Origin of the sequence: Acidisphaera sp. S103 (assembly GCF_009765975.1) — a bacterium.
In the GTDB taxonomy this organism is placed as follows: Bacteria; Pseudomonadota; Alphaproteobacteria; order Acetobacterales; family Acetobacteraceae; genus Rhodopila.
In genome coordinates, this window is sequence record NZ_LMUJ01000026.1 from 79017 (window position 1) to 104165 (window position 25149).

Sequence of the window (25149 nt, forward strand, 5' to 3'; positions counted from 1 at the left end):
GTTGGATGTCTGGCCTGCCTGCATCCCACCTTCGCGGCGGTTCCCTGCAACCAGTCGATCGGCGTCGCGAAAGCGCGGCAACTGGTACAGCAGTGCCTGACCGTCTCCCCGGCAACCCATCCCCCCGCAACACGGCGAACGATTGTGCCCTGATCCATGATGAAATCCGTCGCGGCTGCGCACTTCTCGATAAGGATAGACCGGCGTTCTGCGAACAGTACCGGCAGCACGGATAGGCCGAGCCTTGGCCTCCGCCGGACGGATGCTCTAACCTCCCGGAGTGAATGAGGGGGAAACCATGGGCAGTCTGGACGGCAAGGTCATCATCGTGACCGGTGCGAGCCGCGGAATCGGCGCGGCGGCTTCGGCGGCACTGGCGGAAGCGGGTGCCACCGTGGTGTTGACCGCGCGAGATGGCAAGCTGACGGATAAGGTGGCGCGATCCATCGGCGGTAGGGCCTCGGCACGGCCCTGCGATGTGTCCGACTATGCGGCGTTTGCGGCGTTAGTCACCGAAACCAAGGCCCGCTTCGGCCGCCTCGACGCACTGATCAACAACGCCGGGGTGATCGAGCCGATCACCTCCATCGCCGACAGCGATCCGGCCGCCTGGGCCCGGAACGTTACCATCAACCTGACCGGCGCCTACCACGCTATCCGCGCCGTGCTGCCCGGCATGCTGGCGGCCGGCGGCGGAACGATCGTGAACGTGTCCTCCGGCGCGGCGATCCGCCCGCTGGAGGGATGGAGCGCCTATTGCAGCGCCAAAGCCGGCCTGCACATGCTGACCCGAGCGGTTGCGTTGGAAACCACCGGCAAGGGCATCCGTATCTTCGGCTTCCAGCCCGGCACGACGGACACCGACATGCAGGTGCTGATCCGGGCCTCCGGCGTGAACCCCGTCAGCCAAATTCCCCGGGAAAAATTGACACCGGTGGCATTGCCGGCTCAATCCATCGTGTATCTGTGTACCACGGCCGCCGATGACCTGAACGGTCAGGAATTCAGCCTGAATGAGGCATCGTTCCGCGCCCGCCTGGGCCTGGTCTGATGTCAGGACCGCTGGACGGCATCAAGGTCGTCGAGATCGGTCAGGCGCTGGCCGGCCCGCTCGCCGGGGTGATCCTGGCCGACATGGGCGCCGACGTGATCAAGATAGAAAAGCCCGACGGGGGCGACGATGCGCGCCTATGGGGACCTCCCTTCATCGACGGCGATTCCGTCAGCTTCCACACCAACAATCGCGGCAAGCGATCGGTTACGCTGGATATCAAAAGCGCCGAGGACGTCGAGAAACTGAAGGCGCTGGTGCGGCACGCCGACATCCTGATCCAGAACCTGCGCCCCGGCATCGTCGATGATTTCGGCATCGGCCCGGACGCAATGATGGCGATGAACCCGGCGCTGATCTACTGCTCGATCTGGGCATTCGGCTTTACCGGCCCGCTGAAGCTGGCACCCGGCTTCGACCCGCTGCTGCAATGCTACGGCGCCGTGGTGACCCTGACCGGCCGCCCCGACGATCCGCCGACATTCTGCGCCCCGGCGATCAACGACACCGCCACCGGCATGTGGTGCGTGATCGGCGCCCTGGCAGCGCTGAAGCAACGAGACCGCACCGGCGTCGGCTGCGTCGTAGACGCGTCCTTGTTCGAGAGCGCCGTCGCCTGGGTCCAAGGCCCGCTGAACGCTTACAACGTGACCGGGAACCTCCCGAAACGCCACGGTGCGGCGAGCGCGACCCTGGCCCCATACCAGATCTTCGAAACCGCCGACCGCCCGATATGCATCGCCGCCGGCAACGACCGCCTGTTCGTCAAACTGGCCCGCGCCATGGGCCACCCCGAGTGGTGCGACAACCCGCTGCTGTCCGACGGCCGCAAACGCGCCGCCAACCGCCAGGCTGTGGTGGACGCAATGCAACCCGTCCTGCTGACCCGCACGCGCCAAGACTGGATGGGCATCATCGGTGAGGCCGGTGTCCCCTGCGCGCCCGTCAACAACATCGCCGAGCTGGCGGAAACCGAACAGTTACAGGCAATGGACATGATGCGAACCCTGCCAGGCAGCGACCTGAAGATCGTCGGCCTGCCGATCACATTCGATCGCCAGCGCCCGCATCCGCAAGGTGATTCCCCGAAACTCGGAGAGCACAACGAGGAAATTTTCGGCCGCTGATCGTCATACACCCGTCATGCTTACGAAGGTCAGCATCCACGCCTTCGTCCTCGCACACAAAAGGCATGGATGCCGATCTGCATCGGTATGACGATACTACCCCAAACCCTCCAAAAACCCACCCAACGCCCCAATAAACCCCTTCGTATTCTGCCCATGCACATTGTGCCCGGCATCCGGCACCGTAACCAACCGCCCCCGCGGCATCGCCGCCGCAAACCGCTCCGCCGCCTCCGCCTCCAGGATGTTCGAGTTCGCACCTCGCACCAGCAGCACCGGCAGATTGAATCCCCCTGCCTCCTCCAGCGTAATATTCTCCAACGGTCCCGACCCACGCGGAATATTCAGCCGCCGAGGATTGGAATCGCACTTGCTGACATACTTCCCATCCGCCCGTTCCAGCATGTTGTATTTCACCGTCCGCTCGATGTGCTCACGACTGCGGTACGGATCGTATTTACGCACGTTGCTGACGAAGTGCTCCAGATCGTCGAATTCCTGGTTCGCCTGCACGAACCCGCCGATCGCCGCACGTCCCCGATCAGACAATTCCGGCCCGACATCGACAATCACCGCCGCGCGCAGCAACGCCTGGTTCCGCCGGGTCAGCAGCATCGTGTTCCGGCCGCCCATCGAATGACCGACCACGATCGGCCGAACCAGCCCCATCGCGCCGATGAACGCCTCGGCATCCAGCGACATCTCGTGGTTCGAGTAAACAACATCCCGCGCCCACTCGCTGTCGCCATGCCCGCGCTGATCCAGCGCGAACACATGATATCGCTGCGCCAGATGCAGGCTGACCAGATCCCACGAATGCGCCGACTGATGCCCGCCATGCAGCAGCACGATCACCGGCGCGTCCGCCTTCCCCCATTCCAGGAAATGAAACCGCAACTGCCGCAGCACGATGTTGCACGACCGGTACGGCACGTCGGGCGCATGCGGAATGCTCAGATCGCCGGCGCTGGCCAACAGGCTGCGGAACTCGTCCGTCCCCGTCATGTCCAGCGGCGTCGACCCCTGGGCAAAAGTGTTGAGATACATCCTGCGTCCTCTCCCGTACCGAACCGCAACAACACCCCGGCCCAAGCGACAAGGCAAGACCCGCGTGCTACAGTCGGCCGGCGACACCCTGGCCCAGGACCTCAAGATGACTCAATCCCCGCTCGACCGAGCCCGCCTGTACCAGGACGAACTCGCCGCCATTCGCCAGGACATCCATGCGCACCCCGAACTAGGCCTGCAGGAACACCGCACATCCGACCTCGTCGCCCGTAAGCTGGAGGAATGGGGCATCGAGGTCCATCGCAACGTCGGCCAAACGGGTGTCGTAGGGGTACTACGCAACGGCAACGGGCAGGCCTCGGTCGGGCTGCGCGCCGACATGGACGCGCTGCCGATCCTGGAGGCGACCGGTCTGCCCTACGCCAGCCAGACCCCCGGCCTGATGCACGCCTGCGGCCACGACGGCCACACCACGATGCTGCTGGGCGCGGCGAAATACCTCGCGGAGACCCGCAACTTCAACGGCACCGTCAACTTCATCTTCCAGCCGGCGGAGGAAGGCCTCGGCGGCGCCCTGGAAATGCTGAAGGATGGCCTGTTCGCCCGCTTTCCCTGCGATGCGGTGTTCGGCCTTCATAACTACCCCGGCCTACCAATCGGCCGGTTCGCTACCAGCCCAGGTGCCCGCTTCGCCGGCGGTGCGTTCTTCGACATCACCATCACTGGCAAGGGTTCCCACGGCGCCCGCCCGCAGGAGGGCATCGATCCGGTCATCGTTGCCTGCCACCTGGGCACCGCATTGCAATCCATCGTGTCGCGCAACATCTCCGCGCAGGACACCGCCGTGCTCAGCATCACCCGCATCCAGTCCGGCGACGCCTACAATGTCATCCCGCAACACGCTGTCCTCGCCGGCACCGTCCGTACCATGAAGTCCGAGGTGATGGCGACCATCGAGCAGAACATGAAGCGCCTCGCAGCCAGCATCGCCACCGGCTTCGGCGCCGAGGCCATCGTCGATTTCCGCATCCTGTTCGCGCCCACGGTGAACGACGAACAGCAGGCGCTCGCCTACGCCGACGCCGCGGCCAGTGTGGCCGGCGAGGAAAACCTGCGCCGGGACGCACCGCCCGCCATGGCTTCGGAGGATTTCGGCTTCATGATGCAAGCCGTGCCCGGCGCCCATGTCCTGCTGGGTAACGGCGGCAGCGCCGCAGTCCACAACCATCAGTACGATTTCAACGATGAAGCGATTCCGTACGGAGTCGCCCTGTACGCGGCGATCACCGAGAAGAAACTTCCCAAGCCCACGCTCGACTGACCCTGGCACGCGCCGGCCCACGTGATATGGTCCGGCGACACAACCGGCCCAGGAACCCAGGATGACCCAGTCCGCGCTCGATCGTGCTCGTCTTTACCAGGACGAACTGTCCGCCATTCGCCGCGATATCCACGCCCATCCGGAACTGGGGCTGGAAGAATACCGCACCGCGGACCTCGTCGCCCGCAAGCTGGAGGAATGGGGCATCGAGGTTCACCGCAACGTCGGCAAGACCGGAGTCGTCGGCGTCCTCCGCAACGGCAATGGCCAAGCCTCGGTCGGCCTGCGTGCCGACATGGACGCCCTGCCGATCCTGGAGGCAACCGGCCTGCCGCACGCCAGCCAGAACCCTGGCCGCATGCACGCCTGCGGCCACGACGGCCACACCACCATGCTGCTGGGTGCCGCCAAATACCTGGCGGAAACCCGCAACTTCAACGGCACCGTCAACTTCATCTTCCAGCCGGCCGAGGAAGGCGTCGGCGGCGCCCTGGAAATGCTGAAGGACGGGTTGTTCGAGCGCTTCCCATGCAACGCCGTCTACGGCATGCACAACCGCCCCGGCCTCCCCGTCGGCAAATTCATCACCGGCCCCTCGGCCAGAGCCGCCGGCGGCGCCTTCTTCGACATCACCATCACCGGCAAAGGCGCCCACGGCGCGCATCCGCAGCAGAGCATCGACCCCGTCCTGGTCGCCTGCCACCTCGGCACCGCCCTGCAGTCGATCATCTCGAGAAACATCTCCGCCATGGACACCGCGGTGCTCAGCATCACCCGCATCCAGTCCGGTGACGCCTACAACGTGATCCCGCAATCCGCCGTTATGGCCGGCACCGTCCGCACCATGAAGTCCGAGGTGATGGCGACCATCGAACAGAACATGAAGCGCCTCGCCACCAGCGTCGCCGCCGGCTTCGGCGCCGAGGCCACGGTCGACTTCCGCGTCATCTTCGCCCCCATGGTCAACAACACCGAAGAGGCCATCGCCTACGGCGACGCCGCGGCCGAACTGGTGGGTGAGGACAACGTCCGCCGCGACGCCCCACCCGGCATGGGATCGGAGGATTTCAGCTTCATGATGGAACGCGTCCCAGGCGCCCATATCAACCTGGGTAGCGGCGACACCGCCGCGCTGCACAACCATCTCTACGACTTCAACGACGAGACGATCCCCTACGGCGTCGCCCTCTACGCGGCGATCACCGAGAAGAAACTGCCCAAGGGTTCGGTGGACTGATGCTGGTTCGCCCCGGCGCCACCGACCTGACGATCTGGTTCGACGGCGCCGCCATCCCTGCCCGAACCGGCGACAGCATCGCTGTGGCGCTGCTGGCCGCCGGGATCACCACGACCCGCACCACGCCGGTATCCAACGCACCGCGCGGCCCATACTGCATGATGGGCGCCTGTTTCGAATGCCTCGCCGTGGTGGATGGCCGACCCAACACGCAGACCTGCATGATGCCGGTGCGCGACGGCATGCGGATCGAGCGGCAGGATGGCGCCAGGACACTCTCAGCCTAACGCCGACAGCCGGCCCTGCAGAAAACGGCGGACCGCCGGATCAGCCTCCAGCCCAATTGCCCGTCGATAAGCCGCCGCCGCGCTCGCCGCCGACCCCATCCGTGCCAGCAACCCGGCGCGAGCCGCCCAATACGGTTGATAATCCGCCAACCGGGGATCGTCGGCCAACCGATCCAACTCCGCCAGCCCCGCGGCAGCCCCTTTGACCTCGGCAACGGCGACCGAACGATTGATCGTCACCACAGGCGATCCGGTCAACGTTTCCAGCGCATCATACAGCTGGACGATCGCCGCCCAATCGGTCCGGCCGGTCTGCCGCCGCACCCCATGCGCCGACTGCACCGCCGCCTCCAATTGGAACCGGCCGACAGCACCCATCCGGCTGGCCCGCAGCAACAGCGCCTCGGCCTGCCGGATCAACCCAGCGTCCCAGCGACCCACATCCTGTTCGTCCAACGGCACGTAATCCCCGTCTGGGCTACGCCGAGCGCCACGGCGGGATTCGGCATAGAGCATCAGGGCGAGCAAACCCAGCGCCTCCGGTTCCTCCGGCAACAGCGACACCAGCAGGCGGCCGAGCCAGATCGCCTCTCCAGCGAGGTCCCGGCGCCGGGCATCCGTGCCGCCGGGGTCCGTCCAACCGGCACCGAACGCGGCATAGATCGCGTCCAGCACCGCCGCCAGCCGTTCGGGCAGATCGGCCCGCTCCGGCAGGCGGAACGGAATGGCCGCCAACTTGATCCGAGTCTTCGCCCGCACCAGCCGCTGTCCCATCGTGGCTGGCGCCGTCAGGAAAGCGGAGGCGATCGTCGCCGCATCCAGCCCCAGGACAGTTTGCAGCATCAACGGCGCCCGCACCGCCGGATCCATCGCCGGATGGGCGCAAACAAACATCAGCGCCAGCCGGTCGTCCGGCACAGCGCTCGGGATTTCGGCCGCGCCTTCCTCCGCCAGCAGTCGCAGATGTTCGGCCGCCCCCGGGCTGCTTCGCCCCCGCCGGCCCGCATCGATCAGCTTGCGGCGCGCGACGGCCAACAACCAAGCCTCCGGCCTATCCGGCACACCCTGCACCGGCCAAGTGGCAAGCGCCGCGGCGAAGGCGTCGGACAACGCGTCCTCCGCCCCCGCCACATCGCCCGTACGCGCGGCGACGAACGCGAGCAGCCTGCCATAGCTGGCCCGCGCCACCGCCGCCGCGATATCGGCCGGATCGCTCATCCTCTGTCAGCGATCGGGATCATAGTCCGACGCCGGCCAGACTGGACGCACCTCGACCACGCCATGTCCCACGGTGGGGCAGCGTTCCGCCCACGACAGGGCCGTATCCAGGTCGGGGACCTCGATCATGAAATACCCGCCCAGTTGTTCCTTGGTTTCGGCGTATGGACCATCCAGCACTTGGGTTTTGCCGCCGGGCGACCGGACCGTTGTCGCGGTCTCGGTCGGGCGTAGCCGGTTCGCGCCGACCATGACGCCGGCCTGGACCATGGCCTCGGCATAGGCGCCGTAGGCGGCGGTCATCTTTCGCGAGTCGTCCTTGGACGCGGCCGCCATATCGGCCTCGCCGACGTACAGAAGTAACAGGTATTGCATTATTGGTTTCCCTGGCTTGGCGGCCGCACGATGCGCCGCTGGTCCAATGACGTTCAAGCGGGGCCGATTTCGACAAAGACCGGCGCTGTTTCACCCAGCCGGGAGCAGCGCCACGCCGTCGAAGGACCGGATCGAACGATCGGCAGTCAGTAGAACAAGACCAAGGCGCATTGCCTGAGCCACCAGAAGCCGGTCGAAAGGATCGTTATGGTGCCATGCCAGATTGCCTGCATCCTCGGCATCGATCGGCACGATCGGCAGCTCATGAAACCCATTGGCGCCGATCGCGGAGGATGCCGAACCATGAAAGGTCAACTTGCCCAGGCGCCGCTTGATCGCGATCTCCCACATGGACGCAGCGCTGATGAACACATCGTTGCGGGGATCTTCGATCGCGGCACGCGCGTCGGCGTTTAAGGTCGTCTCACGCCGGTCCCACCAAAGAAAAACATGGGTATCCAGCAAGAGATTCACGTCGTGTCATCGCCGAACATCTGCTCGATACGTGGATCGGGGGCGTCGAAGTCCGCGGCGAGGTATTCGATGCGCATGGCGTTGGCCGGCTTCCGGCGTGCACCAAGCTGTTCGATCGGCACCAATCGTGCGCGAGGGACACCATTCTTCGCGATCACGATCTCTTCGCCGGCGGCAGCCCGATCCACCAGCGCGGAGAGCCGTGTTTTCGCGTCATAGAGACTGACGAAGTGGACCATGACGATCTCTTGACCAGGTTGACCAATCATTTAAGAGTTGCACGACCGACGGTCAAGCACGCGACCTACGCCTAGCACAAACCGTTTGCATTCCCACCCCATCCGTGCTTCAAGCCGCGCCTTCCCTGCCGGGGGCGACGGCATCGCACCCGGCTATGCCCGCATGTCCATCGTGGACATGAGACCATTTCCGGTCGAGGGCAGAGACAAGCCATAGGGGGTTCATCCATGCCGCTATATGAAACCGTGCTGATCGCACGGAACGACGTCACGCAGCAGCAGGTCGAGACGATCGCCGACGAAATCGGCACCGAACTCGAAGCCGATGGCGGTGGAGTCAAGAAGCGCGAATACTGGGGCCTGCGTGGCCTGGCCTACCGGATCAAGAAAAACCGGAAGGGCCACTACATGCTGCTCGGTCTCGACGCCAAGCCGGCCTTCGTCAAGGAGATGGAGCGCAAGCTGGGCCTGAACGAAGACGTCCTGCGCTTCATGACGGTGCGCATCGAGGAAATCGACGAAGCCCCGTCCGCCATCCTGTCCCGCAAGTCCGACGACCGCGAACGCGGCTTCCGCGGACCCAAGCCCGCCGGCCGGTTCGAAAGCGGCCGCCGCCGCGGATTCGACGACCGCGAGGAATTCCGAGCCCGCGACGGATTCGGCGGCGACGAATTCCGCCCTGGCCTGCTGGAGGAGTAGACCCCAATGTCCGATACCGAAGTCAATCCAGCCGCCCGCCGCGCCGCCGTAGGCGCCCGCCGGCCGTTCTATCGCCGCCGCAAGTCCTGCCCGTTCTCCGGCCCCAACGCGCCGAAGATCGACTACAAGGACGTGCGCCTGCTGTCCCGCTTCCTGTCGGAGCGCGGCAAGATCGTCCCCAGCCGTATCACCGCCGTGTCCGCGAAGAAGCAGCGCGAACTCGCGGTGGCCATCAAGCGCGCCCGCTTCCTGGCGCTGCTGCCCTACATCGTCGCGTAAGGAGCGGATTTCATGGCCGCCGTAGAACTGATCCTGCTCCAGCGGGTCGAAAAGCTGGGACAGATGGGCGATGTGGTGAAGGTGAAGCCGGGTTACGCCCGCAACTTCCTCCTGCCACAGAAGAAGGCGCTGCGCGCCAGCAAGGACAACCGCGCGAAGTTCGAGCAGCAGCGCGTGCAGCTTGAGGCGCTGAATCTCAGGCGCCGCGAGGAAGCCGAACGCATCGCGGAACGGGTGGGCGGGCTGTCCGTCATCATCATCCGCCAGGCCGGCGAGTCCGGCAGCCTGTACGGCTCCGTCTCGGCGCGCGATATCGCCGAGGGCGCCACGACGGGCGGCTTGACGATCAACCGGTCCCAGGTCGTCCTGGAACATCCGATCAAGACACTCGGCCTGTCGCAGGTCCGCGTGTCGTTGCATCCGGAAGTGTCGATCCCAGTCACCGTTAACGTCGCCCGCAGCCCCGAGGAAGCCGAACGCCAAGCCCGCGGCGAACGTGCGGCCGGCCCCGCGGATGACGACGAACAGGCCCCGACCGCCGAAAACATCTTCGAAGGCGATACGCCGCAACCCGATTGATACCCGGTCTTCCCCTGTTCGCCAGGAACAGGGGAAGCCGACCGGCACGGTCTGTTGAACGTCTGTGCCATGAAAATTTGACGCTTCGCGCTTACCTGATCCATGCTCCGTCCGTTTCTCGGTCGGGATAAGGGATTGGAGAACGATGCGCGCTGTCCTTGATGGCATTCTCCGGCGGCTGATTGCGGTCGGACAACTGAACGTTGTGTGGCCGGACGGCGCATCCACCACTTACTCCGGTACCGATGGACCAACTGCCACACTGTGGCTGCGCGACCAGCAGACAATCCGCCGACTCGTGCTGAATCCATCGCTCGCGGTGGGTGAAGCCTACATGGCCGACAAGCTCTCCGTTCAGGAGGGCGGTATCTATGACCTGCTGGACGTGTTTCTGGCCAACATGCAGCACAACCCGGACGGTCATCCGGTCGCCCGCTGGCGGGAACGGCTTGGTGTGCTGGGCCGCCGCCTGGCGCAGTTCAACCCGGCCAGCCGCTCGCGCCGCAACGTGGCGCACCACTACGATCTGAACGGCCGTCTCTACAGTCTGTTTCTGGATCGAGACCGGCAATATTCCTGTGGCTACTTCCCCCGCGGCGACGAAACGCTGGAAGAAGCGCAGATAGCGAAGAAACGGCATATCGCCGCCAAGCTGTGCCTGAACCGGCCCGACCTGCACGTGCTGGACATCGGCTGCGGCTGGGGCGGCATGGCCTTGACCCTCGCGCGCGACTTCGGTGCTCGTGTCACCGCGATCACGCTGTCGCAGGAGCAACTGGCGGAAGCGCGTGCCCGCGCCGTGGCCGAGGGTCTGGAAGACCGCGTCCGCTTCGAGATGCTGGACTATCGTTCGGTCACCGGGACGTACGACCGGATCGTTTCAGTCGGCATGTTCGAGCATGTTGGGGTTGGTTACTACCAGGCGTTTTTCGATACCGTGTTCCGGTGCCTGAAACGGGACGGTGTGGCGCTGATCCATGCGATCGGCCGCAGCGACGGCCCGGGCGGCACCAATGCCTGGTTCCGCAAATACATCTTCCCCGGCGGCTATTCGCCCGCGTTGTCGGAAGTCCTGCCCCACGCTGAACGATCCGGCCTGATGGCCACCGATATCGAGATCCTGCGGCTACATTACGCCGAGACACTGCGCCACTGGCGCCGGCGCTTCGCCGCCAATCGCGATGCCATCGCCGCACTCTACGACGACCGCTTCTGCCGCATGTTCGAGTTCTACCTGGCCGCCTCTGAGATCACCTTCCGCCGCCGCCGCCATATGGTGTGGCAACTGCAGCTTGCCCACGACCACGGCGTCGTCCCATTGACCCGCGACTACATTGCCGCGGTCGAGAAGGGGGAACGGACAGGCCCGGTGGAAGAGGCGGCAAGCCCGCTGCGGCGGCTTCGCACGGACTGAAGGGGCCGCGACCTGCGGCCCCACCCAGCTACCCCAGGTTTTTGGCGAAGAAATCCAGCGTCCGCTGCTGCGCCACATCGTAGTCCGGCTTGCTGTAGCTGCCGCGTTCGTTGCAGCCGAAGCCATGCTGCGCACCGTTGTAGACGTAGACCTCGACCTTCGGCTGCGCCGCGCGCACCGCGTCCACGTCGTTCATCGGGATCGAGGCATCTTTCTCGCCGAAATGCATCTGCACCGGGCAGTTTGCGCTCTCATTCTTCGTGCCGGGAATGCCGCCGCCATACCAGCATGATGCCGCGCCAAACTTCGTCGTCCGCGTCGCACCCCACCAGGACACGGTGCCGCCGAAGCAGTAGCCGACGATGCCCAATTTCTTGCCGGCTAGATGATTGGCCGCTGCCTCGACGTCCTGCATCACCTCGGCGTCGTTCAGCTTCATACGAATGTCACGGCCCGTGCCGATATCGTCCTGCGTGTAGCCCAGTTCCACGCCCTTCTGCGCGCGATCGAACAGCGCCGGCGCGACGACGGCATAGCCCAACGCGGCGAAGCGGTCGGCCATGTCGCGAATGTGGTGGTTGACGCCAAAAATCTCCTGCACCACCACGACACCCTTGGTGGCGTTGGCCGGCCCGGCGACATAGGCCGAAAAGCTGAAGCCGTCCGCGGCTTTCAACTGGATCGTCTCACCCATCTGATTCCCTCCGAAACAATGCGCGACAGAATGGCCAGATCGCCCCATCCGTCAACCGCACACCCGTTGCGGACGATCATCGACTCACCCAAACTCGGCGCCGATCCACGAAGGCTGCAATCATGACAATTCACATTCCTCGCCGCCTGCTGATGGCCGGCGCCGCCAGCTCGGTCCTGGGCAGGTCGGCGCGCGCGCAAACCCCGACGATCCGCATCGGCGTGCTGACCGCGCTGTCCGGCGACTACACCGACCCGTCGGGCGGCGGATCGGTCATTGCCGCCCAATTCGCCGCCGAGGACTTCATCCGCGACCACAAACCCGGCTTCAAGGTGGAGGTGATCGCCGGCGACATGCAGGACAAACCCGATATCGGCCTGTCGGTCGCCCGAGACTGGTTCGACCGTGACGGCGTGGACATGGTCACCGACATGCCCAACTCGGCGATCGCGCTAGCCGTCGCGGGGCTGGCGAAGGAGCGCGACAAGGTTGCCCAGATCGGCGCCGCCGCCAGCGCCATCACTGGCAAGGCGTGCACGCCCAACAGTATGCAGCTCGCCTATAACACCAGCACTTTGGGTGCCAGCGTCGGGTCCGCGGTGCTGAGGGACGGTGGCGACAGTTGGTTCTTCATCAGCGCCGACTACGCGTTCGGGCAGGCGCTGGTGGACGATACCTCGGCGGTCGTGCGCGCCGCCGGCGGTAAGGTTCTGGGCAACGCCCGTTTCCCCTTCCCCAGCAACGGCGATTTCTCCTCGTTCCTGGTGCAGGCGCAGGCGAGCGGCGCCAAGGTCATCGCCCTGGCCAGCGCCGGCGCCGATACGACCAACGCTATCAAGCAGGCGCATGAATTCGGCATAGGGAAGGGCGGCCAGCGCCTCGTCAGCCTGCTGGTCCTGATCACCAACATTCATTCGCTGGGTCTGGAAACCGCCCAGGGCCTCGTCTACTCCGACCCGTTTTACTGGGACATGAATGACGGCGCTCGGGATTTTTCGGCGCGCTTCCAACCGAAATGGCGCGACCTGAAACCCACCGAGGACCACGCTGCGGTCTATGCCGGCACGCTGCACTATCTGAAGGCCGTCGCCGCGATCGGTGTGGACAAGGCCAAGGCCAGCGGCAAGGCCGTCATGCAGCAGATGAAGGCGATGCCGACCGACGATCCGCTGTTCGGCAGAGGATCCGTCCGAGCCGACGGCCAGATGATCCACGATATGTATCTGTGGCAGGTCAAATCGCCTGCGGAGTCGAAATACGCCTGGGACTACTGCCGCAAGCTGGCGACCATTCCGGCCCAGACCGCGTTCGCTCCACCGCCGGCGCCCGCCTGCCCGCTGCTAAGCTTGTAGAACCGGCCGTTCAATGATGAAGTCCCCCCGCGATCCAGGAAAGAGGGGAAGAACATGGCGCAGATCGGTGATTCAAAAGGCGCGTTCACAGGCATCGTCTATCGCAACGACGCCGACCTGAAGGCCTGGCTGGCAAAGCGGCCGCGAGAAACCGCGCTGGAACCGGATCTGCCGATCATCGACCCGCACCACCATTTCTGGGACACGCCGCATCGCGGCAGCTACTTCCTGCCCGACCTGTTGGCCGATATCGGCGGCGGCCACAACATCGTCTCCACGGTGTTCATGGAATGCCAGGCCATGTACCGCAAACACGGGCCGGAGGAGATGGCGCCTGTGGGCGAGGTCGAATTCGTCAACGGCATCGCCGCCATGAGCGCATCCGGCAATTACGGTCCTTGCCGCGTCGCCGAGGTCATCATCGGTTACGCCGACCTGCGCCTGGGCACCCGCGTCCGCGACGTGCTGGAAGCCGAAATCGCCGCCGGCAACGGCCGTTTCCGAGGCATCCGCATGGGCGCCTCTTGGGACGGCCACGACTCGATCGGCAAGTTCGCCTCCCGCATCGTCCCGCCGCATCTTGTGCTCGATCCCAAATTCCAGGAGGGCTTTGCCGAACTCGGCAAGCTGGGGCTGACCTTCGAGTCCTGGCAGTATCATCCGCAACTACCCGACGCCATCAAGCTGGCGCAGGCGTTCCCCGACACCACCATCATCCTCGACCACGTCGGTGGCGTACTGGGCGTCGGCCCTTACTCCGGCAAGCGCAAGGAAATCCTCCAGACCTGGAAAAAAGACATCCAGGAACTCGCCAAATGCCAAAACGTCGTCGTCAAGCTGGGCGGCATCGGCATGACGTCCTTCGGCTTCGAATACCACGAACGCGAGATCCCGCCCGGATCGGAGGACTTGGCCGCCGGCTGGCGCCAATACGTCGAACCCTGCATCGAAGCCTTCGGCGTCGACCGCTGCATGTTCGAGAGCAACTTCCCGCCCGACAAGCAATCCGGCGGCTACACCGAGTTGTGGAACGCCTTCAAACGCATCTCCGCCGGCGCGTCGGCCACGGAGAAAACCGCGCTGTACAGCGGCACCGCCGCCCGCGTCTACAACATGATCAAGCCATGAAAATCACCCGCATCGAACCGCTCTTCATCGATCGGTTCCTGTATGTCCAGGTCGAAACCGACAAGGGCATCACCGGCCTCGGCGAATCCGGCACCTGGGGTCACATGGAGGCCAGCGCCGCCGCCATCACCAAGTTCGCCGAATACCTCATCGGCAAAGACCCGCGGCTGATCGAGCACCACTGGAACGTCATGCTGCGTGCTCACCATTTCTCCGGCACCGCCATCAACGGCGCAGTGTCGGCGATCGACATCGCGCTGTGGGACATCAAGGGGAAACTCTACAACGTTCCGGTTTGGGAACTCCTCGGCGGCAAGATGCGCGAAACCGCTCGGGTGTATGGACATGTGAAGGGACGCACGCGCAGCGCCCTGATCGCCGAGGCCGTCCGCCTCAAAGAAGAAGGATTCACCGCGCTCGGCCATCTGAACCCGTTGTTGGATGAAGACGAAACCACCCCCTACTTCAAGAGCCACGCCCAGAAGATCGAGGACGCCGCTGAAACGGTCCGGCAACTGCGAGAGGCCGTCGGGCCGGAGGTCGATCTGTGCGTCGAAATCCACCGCCGCATGACCCCGCCGGAGGCCGTCGCCCTGGCCCGAGCGATCGAACAGTACAAACCGATGTTCTATGAGGACCCGCTGCGTCCCAATGACCCCGACGCCATGGCCTGGGTTGCCGACCACATCCACATTCCTGTCGCTACCGGTGAGCGCTTCATCAGCCTGTTTCAGTTTCAAACGTTACTGAACCGTCGCGCCGTTGCCTACCTGCGTCCCGACGTCTGTCTATGCGGCGGTATTACCGGCGCCAAGAAAGTGGCTGCGCTGGCCGAGGCGAACGACTGCATGGTGGTCCCCCACAACCCGCTGTCCCTGGTCAGCACCGCCGCCTGCCTGCAGATCGCGGCCTGCATTCCGAACTTTGCCATCCAGGAATACCCGACCCAGACACCGGACCTGCACGGCACCAGCAACATCCTGGGCACCGGCATCGTCTCGCCGATCGCCGGACCGCACAAAGGCTTCATGCCCATCCCCAACGGCCCGGGAATCGGTGTCGAACTGCTGCCTGACGCTGCCAAAAACTTCCCCGAAAAACCCCGCCCCATCCGGATGCGCCCGCATCACGATGGCGCTGTCGTGGACATGTAACCGTCATGACCCGCACCTTGTTCAGAAACTGCCGCGTCTGGGATGGCTCAGGCGCCCAAGCTTTCCCCGCCGACGTCCTGATCGAGGGCGAACGCATCCGCACCGTCGCCAAGGACCGGGGCCAACTCGACCCCACCGGCGCCGACATCGTCGACGCCAACGGCATGACCCTGATGCCCGGCCTGGTGGAGGGCCACGCCCACATCACCTTCATCAACGCCGCCCGCGGCACCGATATCGGCGACACCCCGCCCGAGGAACACACCCTCATCGCCGCCCGCAGCGCCCGCCTGCTGCTGGATCATGGTTTCACCAGTGCCTACAGCGCGGCCAGCGCCAAGCTGCGCATCGACGTCGTCATCCGCAACGCCATCGAGGCCGGTGAACTGCAAGGCCCCCGGCTGCGCGCCTGCGGCCCGGAGATCACTGTTACCGGCGGCCTCGGCGACGAACGCCGGGTGCATCAGATCCGCGAAAGCTTCGCCATCGTCGGCGACGGTCCGGATGAGATCACCCGCCTCGCCCGTCTGTGCGTGCGGGAGGGCGTGGATAGTATCAAACTCAACATCTCCGGCGACGATCATACCCGCACCGGCGATCTGCCCCGCACCGTGATGTCGGAAGCCGAAATCCTGGCCGGCGTCACCGCCGCGCACGCGTTCGGACGCAAGGTCAACGCCCACTGCAGAGCGTCGGAGTCGGTCAAACGGGCGGTGCGATGCGGAGTGGATGTGATCTACCACTGCGAACACGCCGATGAGGAGGCGCTCGACCTACTGGAATCGGTCAAGGACCGGGTGTTCATCGGTCCCGCCATCGGCCTGCTGCATGCCGCCGTGCATGAAGCCCCGGAAGGCGCCATCCCTCGCGGCATCCGGCACGGCATCGAACTGGGCCTCGCCGCCGCGTCCCGGTCGTATCCCGAAATGAAGAAGCGCGGTATCAAGGTCGTCATCGGCGGCGATTACGGCTTCGCCCGCACCCCGCATGGCGACAACGCCCGCGACATCGGCCATTTCGTCAACTACCTGGGCTACTCCCCGTCCGAAGCCCTGGTCTGCGCCACCCAGAACGGCGCCGCGCTGATGGGTATCCAGGCTGGGCAGGTGCGCGAGGGCTACCTCGCCGACCTGCTGCTGGTCGATGGCGATCCGGTCGCCGACGTGAGCATCCTGCGGCATAAGGATCGCCTGGTTGCTATCATGAAAGGCGGCGAGGCATACAAGCTGGACCGAACCCGCCTGCAATCCCAACCGATGCGGGCGGCGGAGTAACACGCCCCGTATCGAAAGGGATCGACATGCCGAAGGGATCCGACCTCCTCGTCGCCGCGCTGGAGAACGAGGGCGTCGAACGCATCTTCGGCGTGCCGGGCGAGGAAAACCTCGCGGTTGTGGAAAGCCTGCGGCGGTCCTCCATCAAGCTGATCGTCACCCGGCATGAGCAAGCCGCGGCGTTCATGGCGGCGACCTACGGCCGGCTGACCGGCAAGCCCGGGGTCTGCATCGCCACGCTGGGTCCAGGCGCGCTGAACCTGACCACCGGCGCCGCCTACGCGCTGTTGGGGGCCATGCCGATGGTGATGATCACCGGCCAGAAGGCGATCCACACCAGCCGCCAGGCGCGCTTCCAGATCGTCGATATCGTCGGCGCCTTCAAGCCATTGACGAAACTGTCCCGGCAGATCGCCGGCAGCGCCAGCATCCCCGCCACCGTGCGCGACGCCTTCCGCGTCGCCATGGAGGAACGGCCTGGCCCCGTCCTGCTGGAACTGCCGGAAGACGTGGCATCCGAGGACGCCCCCGATCTGCAACCGTTCCCGATCCATCCGATCGAGACCCCCGTCGCGCACCGCGTGGCGCTGGACCGGGCGGCGGAGATGATCCTCGCGGCGAAGCGCCCGCTGATCATGCTGGGCGCCGCGGCGTCGCGGCCGCGTTCGACCGCCGGCCTCGCCGGCTTCGTGCGGCGCACGCAAATCCCGTTCTTCACCACTCAGATGGGCAAGGGCACGGTGGCCAGCGGCACCAACCTCTACATGGGCACCGCCGCCCTGTCGGAGCGCGACTACGTGCACGACGCGATAGACCGAGCGGATGTGATTATTGCGATCGGTCACGACACGATCGAGAAGCCGCCGTTCATCATGGGTCCGGATGGACCGCGCGTGATCCACATCAGCTACACGCCCGCCAACGTCGATCAGGTCTACTTCCCGCACGCCGAGGTCGTCGGCGATGTCGGCCCCAGCCTGGAACTGCTGGCCGACCGGTTGGAGGGCAAACTGCCCCATGCCGGTGCTCTGCTGTCATTGCGAGACGGCATCCTGAGCCGGATCGCCGACCGCAACACTGAGGACCGCTGGCCGCCCACGCCGCAGCGTATCGTGCATGACGTGCGCAAAGTGATCCCGCCCGACGGCATCGTCGCCCTCGACAACGGCATGTACAAGATCTGGTTTGCTCGGAATTATCGCACCTTGTTCGCCAACACGCTGCTGCTGGATAACGCGCTGGCGACGATGGGCGCGGGGCTGCCGTCGGCGATCATGGCCGCCATTCTGTATCCGGAACGGCGCGTGATGGCCGTGTGCGGCGACGGCGGGTTCATGATGAACAGCCAGGAGATGGAGACGGCCGTCCGCCTGAAGCTGAACCTGGTCGTCCTGATCCTGGACGACGGTGCCTACGGCATGATCCGTTGGAAGCAGGCGGTGGACGAATTCCCCGATTTCGGCCTGACCTTCGGCAACCCCGACTTCGTCAGATACGCCGAGAGCTACGGCGCCAAGGGCACCCGCGTGACCGCGACCGCCGACCTGATCCCGGTGCTGGAAGCCGCGTTCACCGGCGGCGGCGTGCACCTTGTCGCGGTGCCGATCGACTACAGCGAGAACATCCGCGTGCTGGTGGATGAGTTGCGGGCGCACAAGCCCGCGTCCGCTTGATGGTACCCTGGGTTGACCGGCAGGAGGCGATCCTGCGCCTGTTGCGGCGGCAGTTGTTCTTTGTCGGCGGTGCGCCTCGGTCGGGCACCACCTGGCTGCAATATCTCCTCGACAGCCACCCCGAGGTGTCTTGCCGCGGCGAAGGCCTGTTCACGAAGTATCTCGCGGAACCGCTGGAGGCCATGGCGGTGACACGGCGTGAGGCGATCGCGGCGAAGAATGAGACGGTGTTCCGCCACGGCAGTGGGTATCCGTTGCCGGATGCGGACGATACCGAATTCCTCCTCGGTTCGGGCGTGCTGCTGGCCTTGGACCGCCACGGCGCCGGCGAGAACTGCCGAGCGATCGGGGAGAAGACGCCGGAGAATGTGTTTTTCTTCGCGCGCCTGAAAACCCTGTTCCCGAATGCGAAATTCATCGGCATCGCCCGCGATCCCCGCGACGTCCTTGCGTCGGCCTGGCACTTCTTCCACCAGTCGAAACCGAGGCCCGACGAGATCGCGGCAAAGACCGCCTTCATTTCCAGCGCGTTGTCATCGCTGGACAACGGCGCCCGCACGATGTTTGCGCTGACCGAGCAATACCCGGCCGATTGCATGGTCGTGACCTACGAACACATGCGGACGGCGCTATTGCCGGTGGCTGTCGCGTTGTTCCATTTCCTCGGCGTGGCTCACGACGACGCCATTGTGGCCGAGTGCGTTGCCAGGTCGTCGTTCACCGCACTGTCCGGCGGTCGAGCCCCGGGTGTGGCACTGGATGGGTCGTTCTTCCGGAAGGGCGTATCCGGGGACTGGCAGACGACGTTCACGCCGGAGATGAACGCCATGATTGTGAATGTCCTGGGCTGGATGTTTCCCCGGTTCGGTTGGACACCATAACCCCCGCCGCTACCTCCCTCGTCACGTCTAGTCACCCGGGTCATCACCACGCCCGTCACCCCCCATCACCACCGTCATGCCGATGCAGATCGGCATCTACGCCTTTTGTTACTACGTAAAAGTAACAAAAAGACGGCCCCGTGCTCACCATGCCCAAAAGTACCGTCCCATCTACGTACACGAAAACGTGACAGCCCGGCCTATCCTTCCGGCATGGAACCATAACCAGCAATTTACCGCCCCCGAACGCCGGATCCGCCAGCCCAGCCGACCCCGCCACGCCGGATCCGGCAGCATCACCCAACAATTTCACCTTCCGGTTGTTTGTTGCCCATATAACGCAACTGTGATACCGCCCTTCTCCAGCGGGGGAGGAACACGGTATGGATCTCGATATCGCAGTCGTGGGTGCCGGCGTATCCGGTGCTTACTCGGCATGGCGGCTGCAGCAAAGCCTCGGCGCCGAAGCAAAAATCGCCCTGTTCGAGTACAGCGACCGCATCGGCGGCCGACTCTACACAGTCACGATCCCCGGTCTGCCGAACGTGAAGGCCGAGGTCGGCGGCATGCGCTATATCCCCACCCAGCACATCATGGTCGCCAGTCTGGTGGATCATCTCGGGCTGGCGAAAAAGGATTTCCCGATGGGCGCGCCGGAACCTGTCGGCGCCAACTGCAATCTGTTTTACCTGCGCGGCAAGCACCTTCGCCTGCACGAACTCGCCGATCCCGACAAAGTCCCTTACAATATGTCGTTCAGCGAACGAGGCCAGGGACCGACCAACCTGCAAGTGCGGATGATGAACAACATCTTCCCCGGCATGGAAAACCTGTCGCTGTGCGACCTGATGAAAGTCACCGCCTATGGGCGGCCGCTGTGGAAATGGGGTTTCTGGGACCTCGCCAACCGCGTCCTCAGCAATGAGGGCTATCAGTTCATGAAGGACGCCGGCGGATACGAAGCGAACGTCGCCAACGCCAACGCGGTCACCCAATTGCCGGCCACCGAATACACCGACACCACGCAGTTCCTGACGTTGCGCGACGGCTACGACCAACTGCCGATCAGGCTCGCCAAGGAATTCAACGAGGACATGCCGGGCGGCCTGCCCATCGGCCACCGCACCATGCTGAACCACCGTCTCGCGGAAATCGAGATCGGCACCGGCGAATATCCCTACACGTTGCACTTCCAACCCACGATCACCGAGAGAGCGCAGACCAGGCTGCTGCACAACGCCGGCCCGATCACCATACGGGCGAAAAAGATCATCCTGGCGATGCCACGCCGCTCGCTTGAGCTGATCAAGAGCAGCTTCTTCGATGACCCCTGGCTGAAGGCGAACATCCCATCGGTGCTGATCCAGACCGCATTCAAGCTGTTCTTGGCCTACGAAACACCGTGGTGGCGCGCGCTTGGGCTGGAAGCCGGCCGGTCCGTCACCGACCTGCCGGTGCGCCAGACCTACTATTTCGGCACCGAGGCGGAACAGCCAGGCGGCCTGCCGTACATGAACTCCCTGCTGATGGCCAGCTACAACGACATGGGCACGGTGCCGTTCTGGAAAAGCCTGGAAGAAGGCGCACCCTACCGAGGCTACGTGCCCGACACCCTCAAGTCGACGGTCACCAACCCGATCCCCGACACGCCGTTCCATGCCACCGACGAGATGGTCTCCGCCGCCAACCGCCAAGTTGCCGCGATGCACGCCATGCCGGACATTCCGCTACCGTATTCGGCGGTCTACCACACCTGGAACGAAGATCCCTACGGCGGCGGCTGGCACGAATGGAAATCGAACTTCCGCCTCGATGAAATCATGTGCCGGATGCGCAAGCCGGTGGACGACCAGGACATCTTCATCGTCGGTGAGGCCTATTCATACGGCCAGGGCTGGGTCGAAGGCGCGCTCGACATAGCCGAATCCATGCTGGAGGATTTCTTCGGCCTGACGCGGCCAACATGGATCACCGATCCGAACTACGCGCTGATGCCGAACCCGTGTCCGGGATGCGGCGATCTGTCGGGCGGGGTCACGGTGACCGGCGCCAAACAGACGCTCGACGATGCGACACCGAGTTGCCTGAATCCACCGCCAGTGGGGTAAAGTCATGAACGTCGCCCAATACATCATCGCTCGTTTGCGGGACGTCGGCGTGGAGCACGTCTTCACCGTCCCCGGCGACTATGCGGCCCCATTTATCGATGTCCTGGACAGTAGCCCAGGCATCACCCGCGTCGCCAACATCAACGAACTCGGTTCGGGCTACGCCGCCGATGGTTATGGACGCTACAAAGGTGTCGGTTGTGCCTGCGTGCAGTACGGCGTCGGCACGTTCAGTCTGCTGGACTGCGTCGCCGGATCGTATGTGGAACGGGTGCCGGTGGTGGTGATCTCCGCCAGCCCCAGCACGTCCGATCGGGTTCTGGAACGGACCAAGAAAATCCTGTTCCACCACAGCACCGGCGATCTTCAGGCCGATCGGATCGTGTTCCAGAACGTCACCGTGGCGTCGCTGATCATCGACGATCCGGCGAAGGCGGCCGAACAGATCGACTCGGCATTCACCGCGATGCTGACCCATCGGCGCCCGATCTATATCGAGGTATTGAAGAACGTATGGACACTGCCATGCGGCGAGCCCAGCGGGACCCTGGCGCCTATCGTCACCGTCAGCGACCCCGCGTCACTGCACGCCGCATTGGACGCTGCCTGGGCACGCATCCAGGCAGCGAGGCAGCCGGTGATCTGGGCCGGCGTGCAAATCGCCCGCTTCGGGCTGCGCGACACGTTACAGGCGCTGGTGGATCGCAGTGGTCTGCCGTTCACCACCACCTCCCTGGGCAAGACCGTGCTGGATGAGGCGCAGCCGCAATTCATCGGCACCTATGCCGGTCCCGCCTCGCCGCCCAGTACCTGGGATTTCGTGTCGGCGTCCGATTGTGTCGTTGCATTGGGAACCATCATCACCGACGACTACCTGAACATCATGGCCTCCAGCTTCGGCGTCATGATCGAGGTGACCGAGGAGGAAGTTCGCATCGGCCACCAATACTATCACCAGGTGACCATGCGGGACTTCATCGAGGGCTTGCTGGCGCGGTACGAAAACGCCGCGCCTCCGCCCGTGCGGCTGCCGCAACGACCCGGGAACCCGCCGGCCGCGCAACCAACCGACGGCCTGACCTACAACATCTTCATGTACGAACTGGCCGATTTCCTCCGGCGTGAGAACCTGGTGAACAGCACCGCGCTGGTCCTGGGCGAGAGCACATCGCTCTACGTTTTCGGCAATCTGTTTGGCCTGCCGCGCGATGGGTTCATCTCCAACGCCGCCTGGGGATCGCTCGGCCACGAAACCGGCGCCGCGCTGGGCGTCATGCTGGGCAGCAACAAGCGAGCCTTCGTGGTGGCGGGCGATGGCGGGTTCCGCATGATCTGCCAGGAACTCTCCAGCCTGGTGATGGCGAAGAAGAACGCCGCCATCTTCGTCATGAGCAACAATGTCTACGCCATCGAACAGGCCTTCGTGAACCTGGATGCCTTCAAGCCCGACGGCGAGTTCGCCCCCTTCGACATACTGCCCGTCTGGGACTACCTCGCGCTGGCGAAAGGCTTCGGCGCAACCGGCGTCCGCGCCGATACGGTCGGCAGCCTGCGCACGGTCCTGGCCGACGTGGTAAAGGTGACGGACGGACCAGTGCTGGTGGAAGTGATCATTCCGGAAAAGGATCTGGCACCGCAACTGGAACGACTGGCCGCGACCCCGCCGACGCTGCGAAGGTCAAACCGCCGGGGCGGATAGAACGACCCGCCTACGAAGCAATCCATGGATTGAGCACAGCGGCCCGCGTCCGGGAATAATCCCCCGTGTCGCGAGTCACGATGGTCAATCCATGATGCAGCCCGGTCGCCGCGATGATCAGATCAGGCTGTGTGAAAGTGTGGCCTACCTTACGCCCGTCCTCGACCAACAGCCGCCATTGCAGCATGACATCTTCACTGATCGGTAGAATGCGCCCCTCAAACATGGGTCGGACTTTGTGCGTCAGCCATTCGTTCAGTTCGGTTCGGCGCAGCGGGTCGGGTGCGCATTCGATTCCAAGCCGGATCTCGGAAAACGTCACCACACTTACGAACAACAGGTCGAGCGGCTGCCTGCGGACGAAGTCCACCACACGCCGTTCAGGGCGTGGCCTACGCAGTTCCGACAGAATATTCGTATCCAGCAGCCAGCCCGTCACAGGATGACATCGCGAACCGGCATCGCCTGTCGAACTGGTTCGATATCAAAATCACGGTACGGCGAAGATTGCAGCGCATCGATCAGCGCCTGGCCGGTTTCACCCCCTGAAAGGCGCCTGAACGCTTCCGCCGAGATGACCACGACTTCGTCACGTCCATGAACCGTGACATGCTGCGGCCCATCACTCCGGGCTCGTCGCACCAGCTCGCTGAAACGCGCCTTTGCATTCTGCAAGGGCCAGTGATTCGGTCGATCGCCGGATGATTGACGTGGAGACATCGGCACAACTCTCAAAATTCTAGTCAGTTCGACCAGATTAAGGATCACTGGCGCGATTTGCAACCAATCCACGCCTTCGCACACTTCCCCCAAACCTGCTAACGATAGTCAAACAAAAAGGGGAAGTGTCCATGCGACCTATCAAACTGGCCGAAATCCTCATTGCGGCAACCATCGCCGTCACCGGCGCGACGTCCGCATGGGCACAAGGCACCCCACCGCCCAGCATCGACCTGCCCAACCCGTACAACGCCGCCACCTCGTTCGGCCAGATGCCGACCGGCCGGACGTGGGGCGCCACGACCACCGTGGCCATCGACCGCGACGGCAAAAGCGTCTGGGTGTTCGAGCGTTGCGGCGCCGAAAGCTGTCTCGACTCGAAACTACCCCCCATCCTGCACTTCGACCCCACCGGCAAACTGTCGGCGGCCTTCGGGGCCGGCATGTTCGTGTTTCCGCACGGCATCGCCGTCGATCCGGACGGCAACGTGTGGGTCGCCGATGCCGACGGCAAGAACGGCAAGGGCCAGCAGGTCGTCAAATTCAGCCCAACCGGCAAAGTCCTGATGAAACTCGGTAAGGCCGGCATGCCGGGAGACGCCCCCGGTTACTTCAACCGTCCGACCGGGATCGCGATCGCCCGCAACGGCGACATCTTCGTCTCCGACGGCCACGGCGACGACTCCAACGCGCGAGTCGTCAAGTTCTCCAAGACCGGAAAATTCCTGCTGGCTTGGGGCAAAAAGGGCAGCGCACCCGGCGAGTTCGATGTTCCACACGCCATCGCAGTGGACTCGCACGAACGGGTCTACGTGGCCGACCGCTCCAACAACCGCATCCAGGTGTTCGACGCGAACGGCAAGTTCCTCGCGGACTGGCGGCAATTCGGCCGCCCCAGCGGAGTCTACGTGGACGCGAAAGACATGATCTACGTGGCGGATTCGCAGACCACCGACAAGACCGGCTGCACGACCGACCCCGGCTGCCGCCACGGCATTCGCATCGGCAATGCCGCGGATGGTTCGGTCAAATACTTCATCCCCCGGCCGGAGGGTGACAAGGTCGGACCGGAGGGCGTCGCCGCCGACGCGAACGGCACGATCTACGGCGCCTCGAATGAGGGGAAGCGGGTAGACCGCTTCACCCTCAAATAGCCCG

The 25149-nt window shown here is 64.4% G+C and carries 26 protein-coding genes; 18 read left to right on the forward strand and 8 right to left on the reverse strand.

Translation table 11 applies throughout. From position 1 onward, the window contains the following. Positions 1-298: 298 nt before the first annotated feature. Both GSQ89_RS03550 and GSQ89_RS03555 read left to right on the forward strand, forming a co-directional pair. Positions 299-1051 (forward strand): SDR family oxidoreductase, encoded by a 753-nt coding sequence (locus tag GSQ89_RS03550; protein WP_158922081.1) that lies wholly within the window; start codon positions 299-301, stop codon positions 1049-1051. Continuing rightward, the gene (locus GSQ89_RS03555; protein ID WP_158922083.1) at positions 1051-2178 is read left to right on the forward strand and encodes a CaiB/BaiF CoA-transferase family protein; all 1128 of its coding nucleotides are present in this window, start codon (positions 1051-1053) and stop codon (positions 2176-2178) included. Before GSQ89_RS03550 ends, GSQ89_RS03555 begins: the two co-directional genes overlap by 1 nt. 96 nt (positions 2179-2274) lie before the next feature. On the opposite strand, the gene GSQ89_RS03560 is transcribed toward GSQ89_RS03555, so the two are convergent. After that, entirely contained in the window at positions 2275-3225 is a 951-nt protein-coding gene (locus GSQ89_RS03560; RefSeq protein WP_158922085.1) for an alpha/beta fold hydrolase, read from the reverse strand. 106 nt (positions 3226-3331) lie between these two features. Between GSQ89_RS03560 and GSQ89_RS03565 the strand changes: the two genes are divergently transcribed. The 3 genes from GSQ89_RS03565 (at position 3332) to GSQ89_RS03575 (ending at position 6031) form a co-directional block, all read left to right on the forward strand. After that, positions 3332-4507 (forward strand): M20 aminoacylase family protein, encoded by a 1176-nt coding sequence (locus tag GSQ89_RS03565; RefSeq protein ID WP_158922087.1) that lies wholly within the window; start codon positions 3332-3334, stop codon positions 4505-4507. 61 nt (positions 4508-4568) lie between these two features. Beyond that, positions 4569-5744: a M20 aminoacylase family protein gene (locus tag GSQ89_RS03570; RefSeq protein WP_158922089.1), complete on the forward strand. Its 1176-nt coding sequence runs from the start codon at positions 4569-4571 to the stop codon at positions 5742-5744. Beyond that, positions 5744-6031: a (2Fe-2S)-binding protein gene (locus GSQ89_RS03575; RefSeq protein ID WP_158922091.1), complete on the forward strand. Its 288-nt coding sequence runs from the start codon at positions 5744-5746 to the stop codon at positions 6029-6031. Before GSQ89_RS03570 ends, GSQ89_RS03575 begins: the two co-directional genes overlap by 1 nt. Here GSQ89_RS03575 and GSQ89_RS03580 read toward each other — a convergent pair. From GSQ89_RS03580 to GSQ89_RS03595, 4 genes are all read right to left on the reverse strand, one after another. After that, positions 6023-7249 carry an RNA polymerase sigma factor gene (locus GSQ89_RS03580; RefSeq protein WP_158922093.1) on the reverse strand — a complete coding sequence of 409 codons (1227 nt, stop codon included), beginning with the start codon at positions 7247-7249 and terminating at the stop codon, positions 6023-6025. The genes GSQ89_RS03575 and GSQ89_RS03580 overlap by 9 nt on opposite strands. A gap of 6 nt (positions 7250-7255) precedes the next feature. Then, entirely contained in the window at positions 7256-7624 is a 369-nt protein-coding gene (locus GSQ89_RS03585) for a YciI family protein (RefSeq protein WP_158922095.1), read from the reverse strand. Between the two features lie 90 nt (positions 7625-7714). Beyond that, complete coding sequence (locus GSQ89_RS03590) at positions 7715-8098, reverse strand: type II toxin-antitoxin system VapC family toxin (protein ID WP_158922097.1); 384 nt, start codon at positions 8096-8098, stop codon at positions 7715-7717. Next, positions 8095-8337 carry a type II toxin-antitoxin system Phd/YefM family antitoxin gene (locus tag GSQ89_RS03595; protein WP_158922099.1) on the reverse strand — a complete coding sequence of 81 codons (243 nt, stop codon included), beginning with the start codon at positions 8335-8337 and terminating at the stop codon, positions 8095-8097. The genes GSQ89_RS03590 and GSQ89_RS03595 overlap by 4 nt, the downstream gene beginning before the upstream one ends. A 228-nt stretch (positions 8338-8565) precedes the next feature. Here GSQ89_RS03595 and rpsF point away from each other — a divergent pair, with 228 nt between their 5' ends. From rpsF to GSQ89_RS03615, 4 genes are all read left to right on the forward strand, one after another. Further along, the gene (gene rpsF / locus GSQ89_RS03600) at positions 8566-9036 is read left to right on the forward strand and encodes a 30S ribosomal protein S6 (protein WP_158922101.1); all 471 of its coding nucleotides are present in this window, start codon (positions 8566-8568) and stop codon (positions 9034-9036) included. A 6-nt stretch (positions 9037-9042) separates the two neighbouring features. Then, positions 9043-9315: a 30S ribosomal protein S18 gene (gene rpsR / locus GSQ89_RS03605; protein ID WP_158922103.1), complete on the forward strand. Its 273-nt coding sequence runs from the start codon at positions 9043-9045 to the stop codon at positions 9313-9315. A 12-nt stretch (positions 9316-9327) separates the two neighbouring features. Beyond that, positions 9328-9894: a 50S ribosomal protein L9 gene (rplI, locus tag GSQ89_RS03610; RefSeq protein ID WP_158922105.1), complete on the forward strand. Its 567-nt coding sequence runs from the start codon at positions 9328-9330 to the stop codon at positions 9892-9894. Between the two features lie 145 nt (positions 9895-10039). Beyond that, positions 10040-11308, forward strand: a complete 1269-nt coding sequence (locus GSQ89_RS03615) for a cyclopropane-fatty-acyl-phospholipid synthase family protein (RefSeq protein WP_158922107.1) — start codon at positions 10040-10042, stop codon at positions 11306-11308. Positions 11309-11336: 28 nt separating this feature from the next. Here the strand turns inward: GSQ89_RS03615 and GSQ89_RS03620 are convergent, their stop codons facing one another. After that, on the reverse strand, positions 11337-12002 hold the full coding sequence (locus GSQ89_RS03620) for a dienelactone hydrolase family protein (RefSeq protein ID WP_158922109.1): 666 nt from the start codon (positions 12000-12002) through the stop codon (positions 11337-11339). Between the two features lie 122 nt (positions 12003-12124). Between GSQ89_RS03620 and GSQ89_RS03625 the strand changes: the two genes are divergently transcribed. The 8 genes from GSQ89_RS03625 (at position 12125) to GSQ89_RS03660 (ending at position 23271) form a co-directional block, all read left to right on the forward strand. Then, positions 12125-13354, forward strand: coding sequence for an ABC transporter substrate-binding protein (locus GSQ89_RS03625; protein WP_158922111.1), 1230 nt, complete (start codon positions 12125-12127; stop codon positions 13352-13354). A gap of 54 nt (positions 13355-13408) precedes the next feature. Further along, positions 13409-14482 carry an amidohydrolase gene (locus tag GSQ89_RS03630; RefSeq protein ID WP_158922113.1) on the forward strand — a complete coding sequence of 358 codons (1074 nt, stop codon included), beginning with the start codon at positions 13409-13411 and terminating at the stop codon, positions 14480-14482. Continuing rightward, positions 14479-15636: a galactonate dehydratase gene (gene dgoD, locus GSQ89_RS03635; RefSeq protein ID WP_158922115.1), complete on the forward strand. Its 1158-nt coding sequence runs from the start codon at positions 14479-14481 to the stop codon at positions 15634-15636. The genes GSQ89_RS03630 and dgoD overlap by 4 nt, the downstream gene beginning before the upstream one ends. Before the next feature lie 5 nt (positions 15637-15641). After that, complete coding sequence (locus GSQ89_RS03640; RefSeq protein WP_158922117.1) at positions 15642-16910, forward strand: amidohydrolase family protein; 1269 nt, start codon at positions 15642-15644, stop codon at positions 16908-16910. Between the two features lie 26 nt (positions 16911-16936). Beyond that, positions 16937-18583 carry an acetolactate synthase large subunit gene (locus GSQ89_RS03645; RefSeq protein WP_158922119.1) on the forward strand — a complete coding sequence of 549 codons (1647 nt, stop codon included), beginning with the start codon at positions 16937-16939 and terminating at the stop codon, positions 18581-18583. After that, positions 18583-19464 (forward strand): sulfotransferase, encoded by an 882-nt coding sequence (locus tag GSQ89_RS03650; RefSeq protein ID WP_158922121.1) that lies wholly within the window; start codon positions 18583-18585, stop codon positions 19462-19464. Before GSQ89_RS03645 ends, GSQ89_RS03650 begins: the two co-directional genes overlap by 1 nt. 383 nt (positions 19465-19847) lie before the next feature. Beyond that, positions 19848-21572 carry an FAD-dependent oxidoreductase gene (locus GSQ89_RS03655; RefSeq protein ID WP_158922123.1) on the forward strand — a complete coding sequence of 575 codons (1725 nt, stop codon included), beginning with the start codon at positions 19848-19850 and terminating at the stop codon, positions 21570-21572. A gap of 4 nt (positions 21573-21576) precedes the next feature. Further along, positions 21577-23271, forward strand: a complete 1695-nt coding sequence (locus GSQ89_RS03660; RefSeq protein WP_158922125.1) for an alpha-keto acid decarboxylase family protein — start codon at positions 21577-21579, stop codon at positions 23269-23271. Positions 23272-23281: 10 nt separating this feature from the next. Here GSQ89_RS03660 and GSQ89_RS03665 read toward each other — a convergent pair whose 3' ends face one another. Then, positions 23282-23710, reverse strand: a complete 429-nt coding sequence (locus GSQ89_RS03665; RefSeq protein ID WP_158922127.1) for a type II toxin-antitoxin system VapC family toxin — start codon at positions 23708-23710, stop codon at positions 23282-23284. Further along, the gene (locus GSQ89_RS03670; RefSeq protein ID WP_216855995.1) at positions 23707-24063 is read right to left on the reverse strand and encodes a type II toxin-antitoxin system Phd/YefM family antitoxin; all 357 of its coding nucleotides are present in this window, start codon (positions 24061-24063) and stop codon (positions 23707-23709) included. Before GSQ89_RS03670 ends, GSQ89_RS03665 begins: the two co-directional genes overlap by 4 nt. 59 nt (positions 24064-24122) lie before the next feature. Here GSQ89_RS03670 and GSQ89_RS03675 point away from each other — a divergent pair, with 59 nt between their 5' ends. Next, positions 24123-25145 carry a peptidyl-alpha-hydroxyglycine alpha-amidating lyase family protein gene (locus GSQ89_RS03675; RefSeq protein WP_158922129.1) on the forward strand — a complete coding sequence of 341 codons (1023 nt, stop codon included), beginning with the start codon at positions 24123-24125 and terminating at the stop codon, positions 25143-25145. Positions 25146-25149 lie beyond the last annotated feature (4 nt).

Excerpts from the sequence above, each read along its gene's own strand:
- GSQ89_RS03560 (WP_158922085.1), bottom strand. The coding sequence starts at position 3,225 with ATGTATCTCAACACTTTTGCCCAGGGGTCGACGCCGCTGGACATGACG.
- GSQ89_RS03550 (WP_158922081.1), top strand. The coding sequence starts at position 299 with ATGGGCAGTCTGGACGGCAAGGTCATCATCGTGACCGGTGCGAGCCGC.
- rplI (WP_158922105.1), top strand. The coding sequence starts at position 9,328 with ATGGCCGCCGTAGAACTGATCCTGCTCCAGCGGGTCGAAAAGCTGGGA.
- GSQ89_RS03585 (WP_158922095.1), bottom strand. The coding sequence starts at position 7,624 with ATGCAATACCTGTTACTTCTGTACGTCGGCGAGGCCGATATGGCGGCC.
- GSQ89_RS03625 (WP_158922111.1), top strand. The coding sequence starts at position 12,125 with ATGACAATTCACATTCCTCGCCGCCTGCTGATGGCCGGCGCCGCCAGC.
- rpsF (WP_158922101.1), top strand. The coding sequence starts at position 8,566 with ATGCCGCTATATGAAACCGTGCTGATCGCACGGAACGACGTCACGCAG.
- GSQ89_RS03595 (WP_158922099.1), bottom strand. The coding sequence starts at position 8,337 with ATGGTCCACTTCGTCAGTCTCTATGACGCGAAAACACGGCTCTCCGCG.
- GSQ89_RS03570 (WP_158922089.1), top strand. The coding sequence starts at position 4,569 with ATGACCCAGTCCGCGCTCGATCGTGCTCGTCTTTACCAGGACGAACTG.
- dgoD (WP_158922115.1), top strand. The coding sequence starts at position 14,479 with ATGAAAATCACCCGCATCGAACCGCTCTTCATCGATCGGTTCCTGTAT.
- GSQ89_RS03675 (WP_158922129.1), top strand. The coding sequence starts at position 24,123 with ATGCGACCTATCAAACTGGCCGAAATCCTCATTGCGGCAACCATCGCC.
- GSQ89_RS03630 (WP_158922113.1), top strand. The coding sequence starts at position 13,409 with ATGGCGCAGATCGGTGATTCAAAAGGCGCGTTCACAGGCATCGTCTAT.
- GSQ89_RS03660 (WP_158922125.1), top strand. The coding sequence starts at position 21,577 with ATGAACGTCGCCCAATACATCATCGCTCGTTTGCGGGACGTCGGCGTG.
- GSQ89_RS03655 (WP_158922123.1), top strand. The coding sequence starts at position 19,848 with ATGGATCTCGATATCGCAGTCGTGGGTGCCGGCGTATCCGGTGCTTAC.
- GSQ89_RS03555 (WP_158922083.1), top strand. The coding sequence starts at position 1,051 with ATGTCAGGACCGCTGGACGGCATCAAGGTCGTCGAGATCGGTCAGGCG.
- GSQ89_RS03620 (WP_158922109.1), bottom strand. The coding sequence starts at position 12,002 with ATGGGTGAGACGATCCAGTTGAAAGCCGCGGACGGCTTCAGCTTTTCG.
- GSQ89_RS03575 (WP_158922091.1), top strand. The coding sequence starts at position 5,744 with ATGCTGGTTCGCCCCGGCGCCACCGACCTGACGATCTGGTTCGACGGC.
- GSQ89_RS03615 (WP_158922107.1), top strand. The coding sequence starts at position 10,040 with ATGCGCGCTGTCCTTGATGGCATTCTCCGGCGGCTGATTGCGGTCGGA.
- GSQ89_RS03580 (WP_158922093.1), bottom strand. The coding sequence starts at position 7,249 with ATGAGCGATCCGGCCGATATCGCGGCGGCGGTGGCGCGGGCCAGCTAT.
- GSQ89_RS03640 (WP_158922117.1), top strand. The coding sequence starts at position 15,642 with ATGACCCGCACCTTGTTCAGAAACTGCCGCGTCTGGGATGGCTCAGGC.
- GSQ89_RS03650 (WP_158922121.1), top strand. The coding sequence starts at position 18,583 with ATGGTACCCTGGGTTGACCGGCAGGAGGCGATCCTGCGCCTGTTGCGG.
- GSQ89_RS03645 (WP_158922119.1), top strand. The coding sequence starts at position 16,937 with ATGCCGAAGGGATCCGACCTCCTCGTCGCCGCGCTGGAGAACGAGGGC.
- GSQ89_RS03565 (WP_158922087.1), top strand. The coding sequence starts at position 3,332 with ATGACTCAATCCCCGCTCGACCGAGCCCGCCTGTACCAGGACGAACTC.
- rpsR (WP_158922103.1), top strand. The coding sequence starts at position 9,043 with ATGTCCGATACCGAAGTCAATCCAGCCGCCCGCCGCGCCGCCGTAGGC.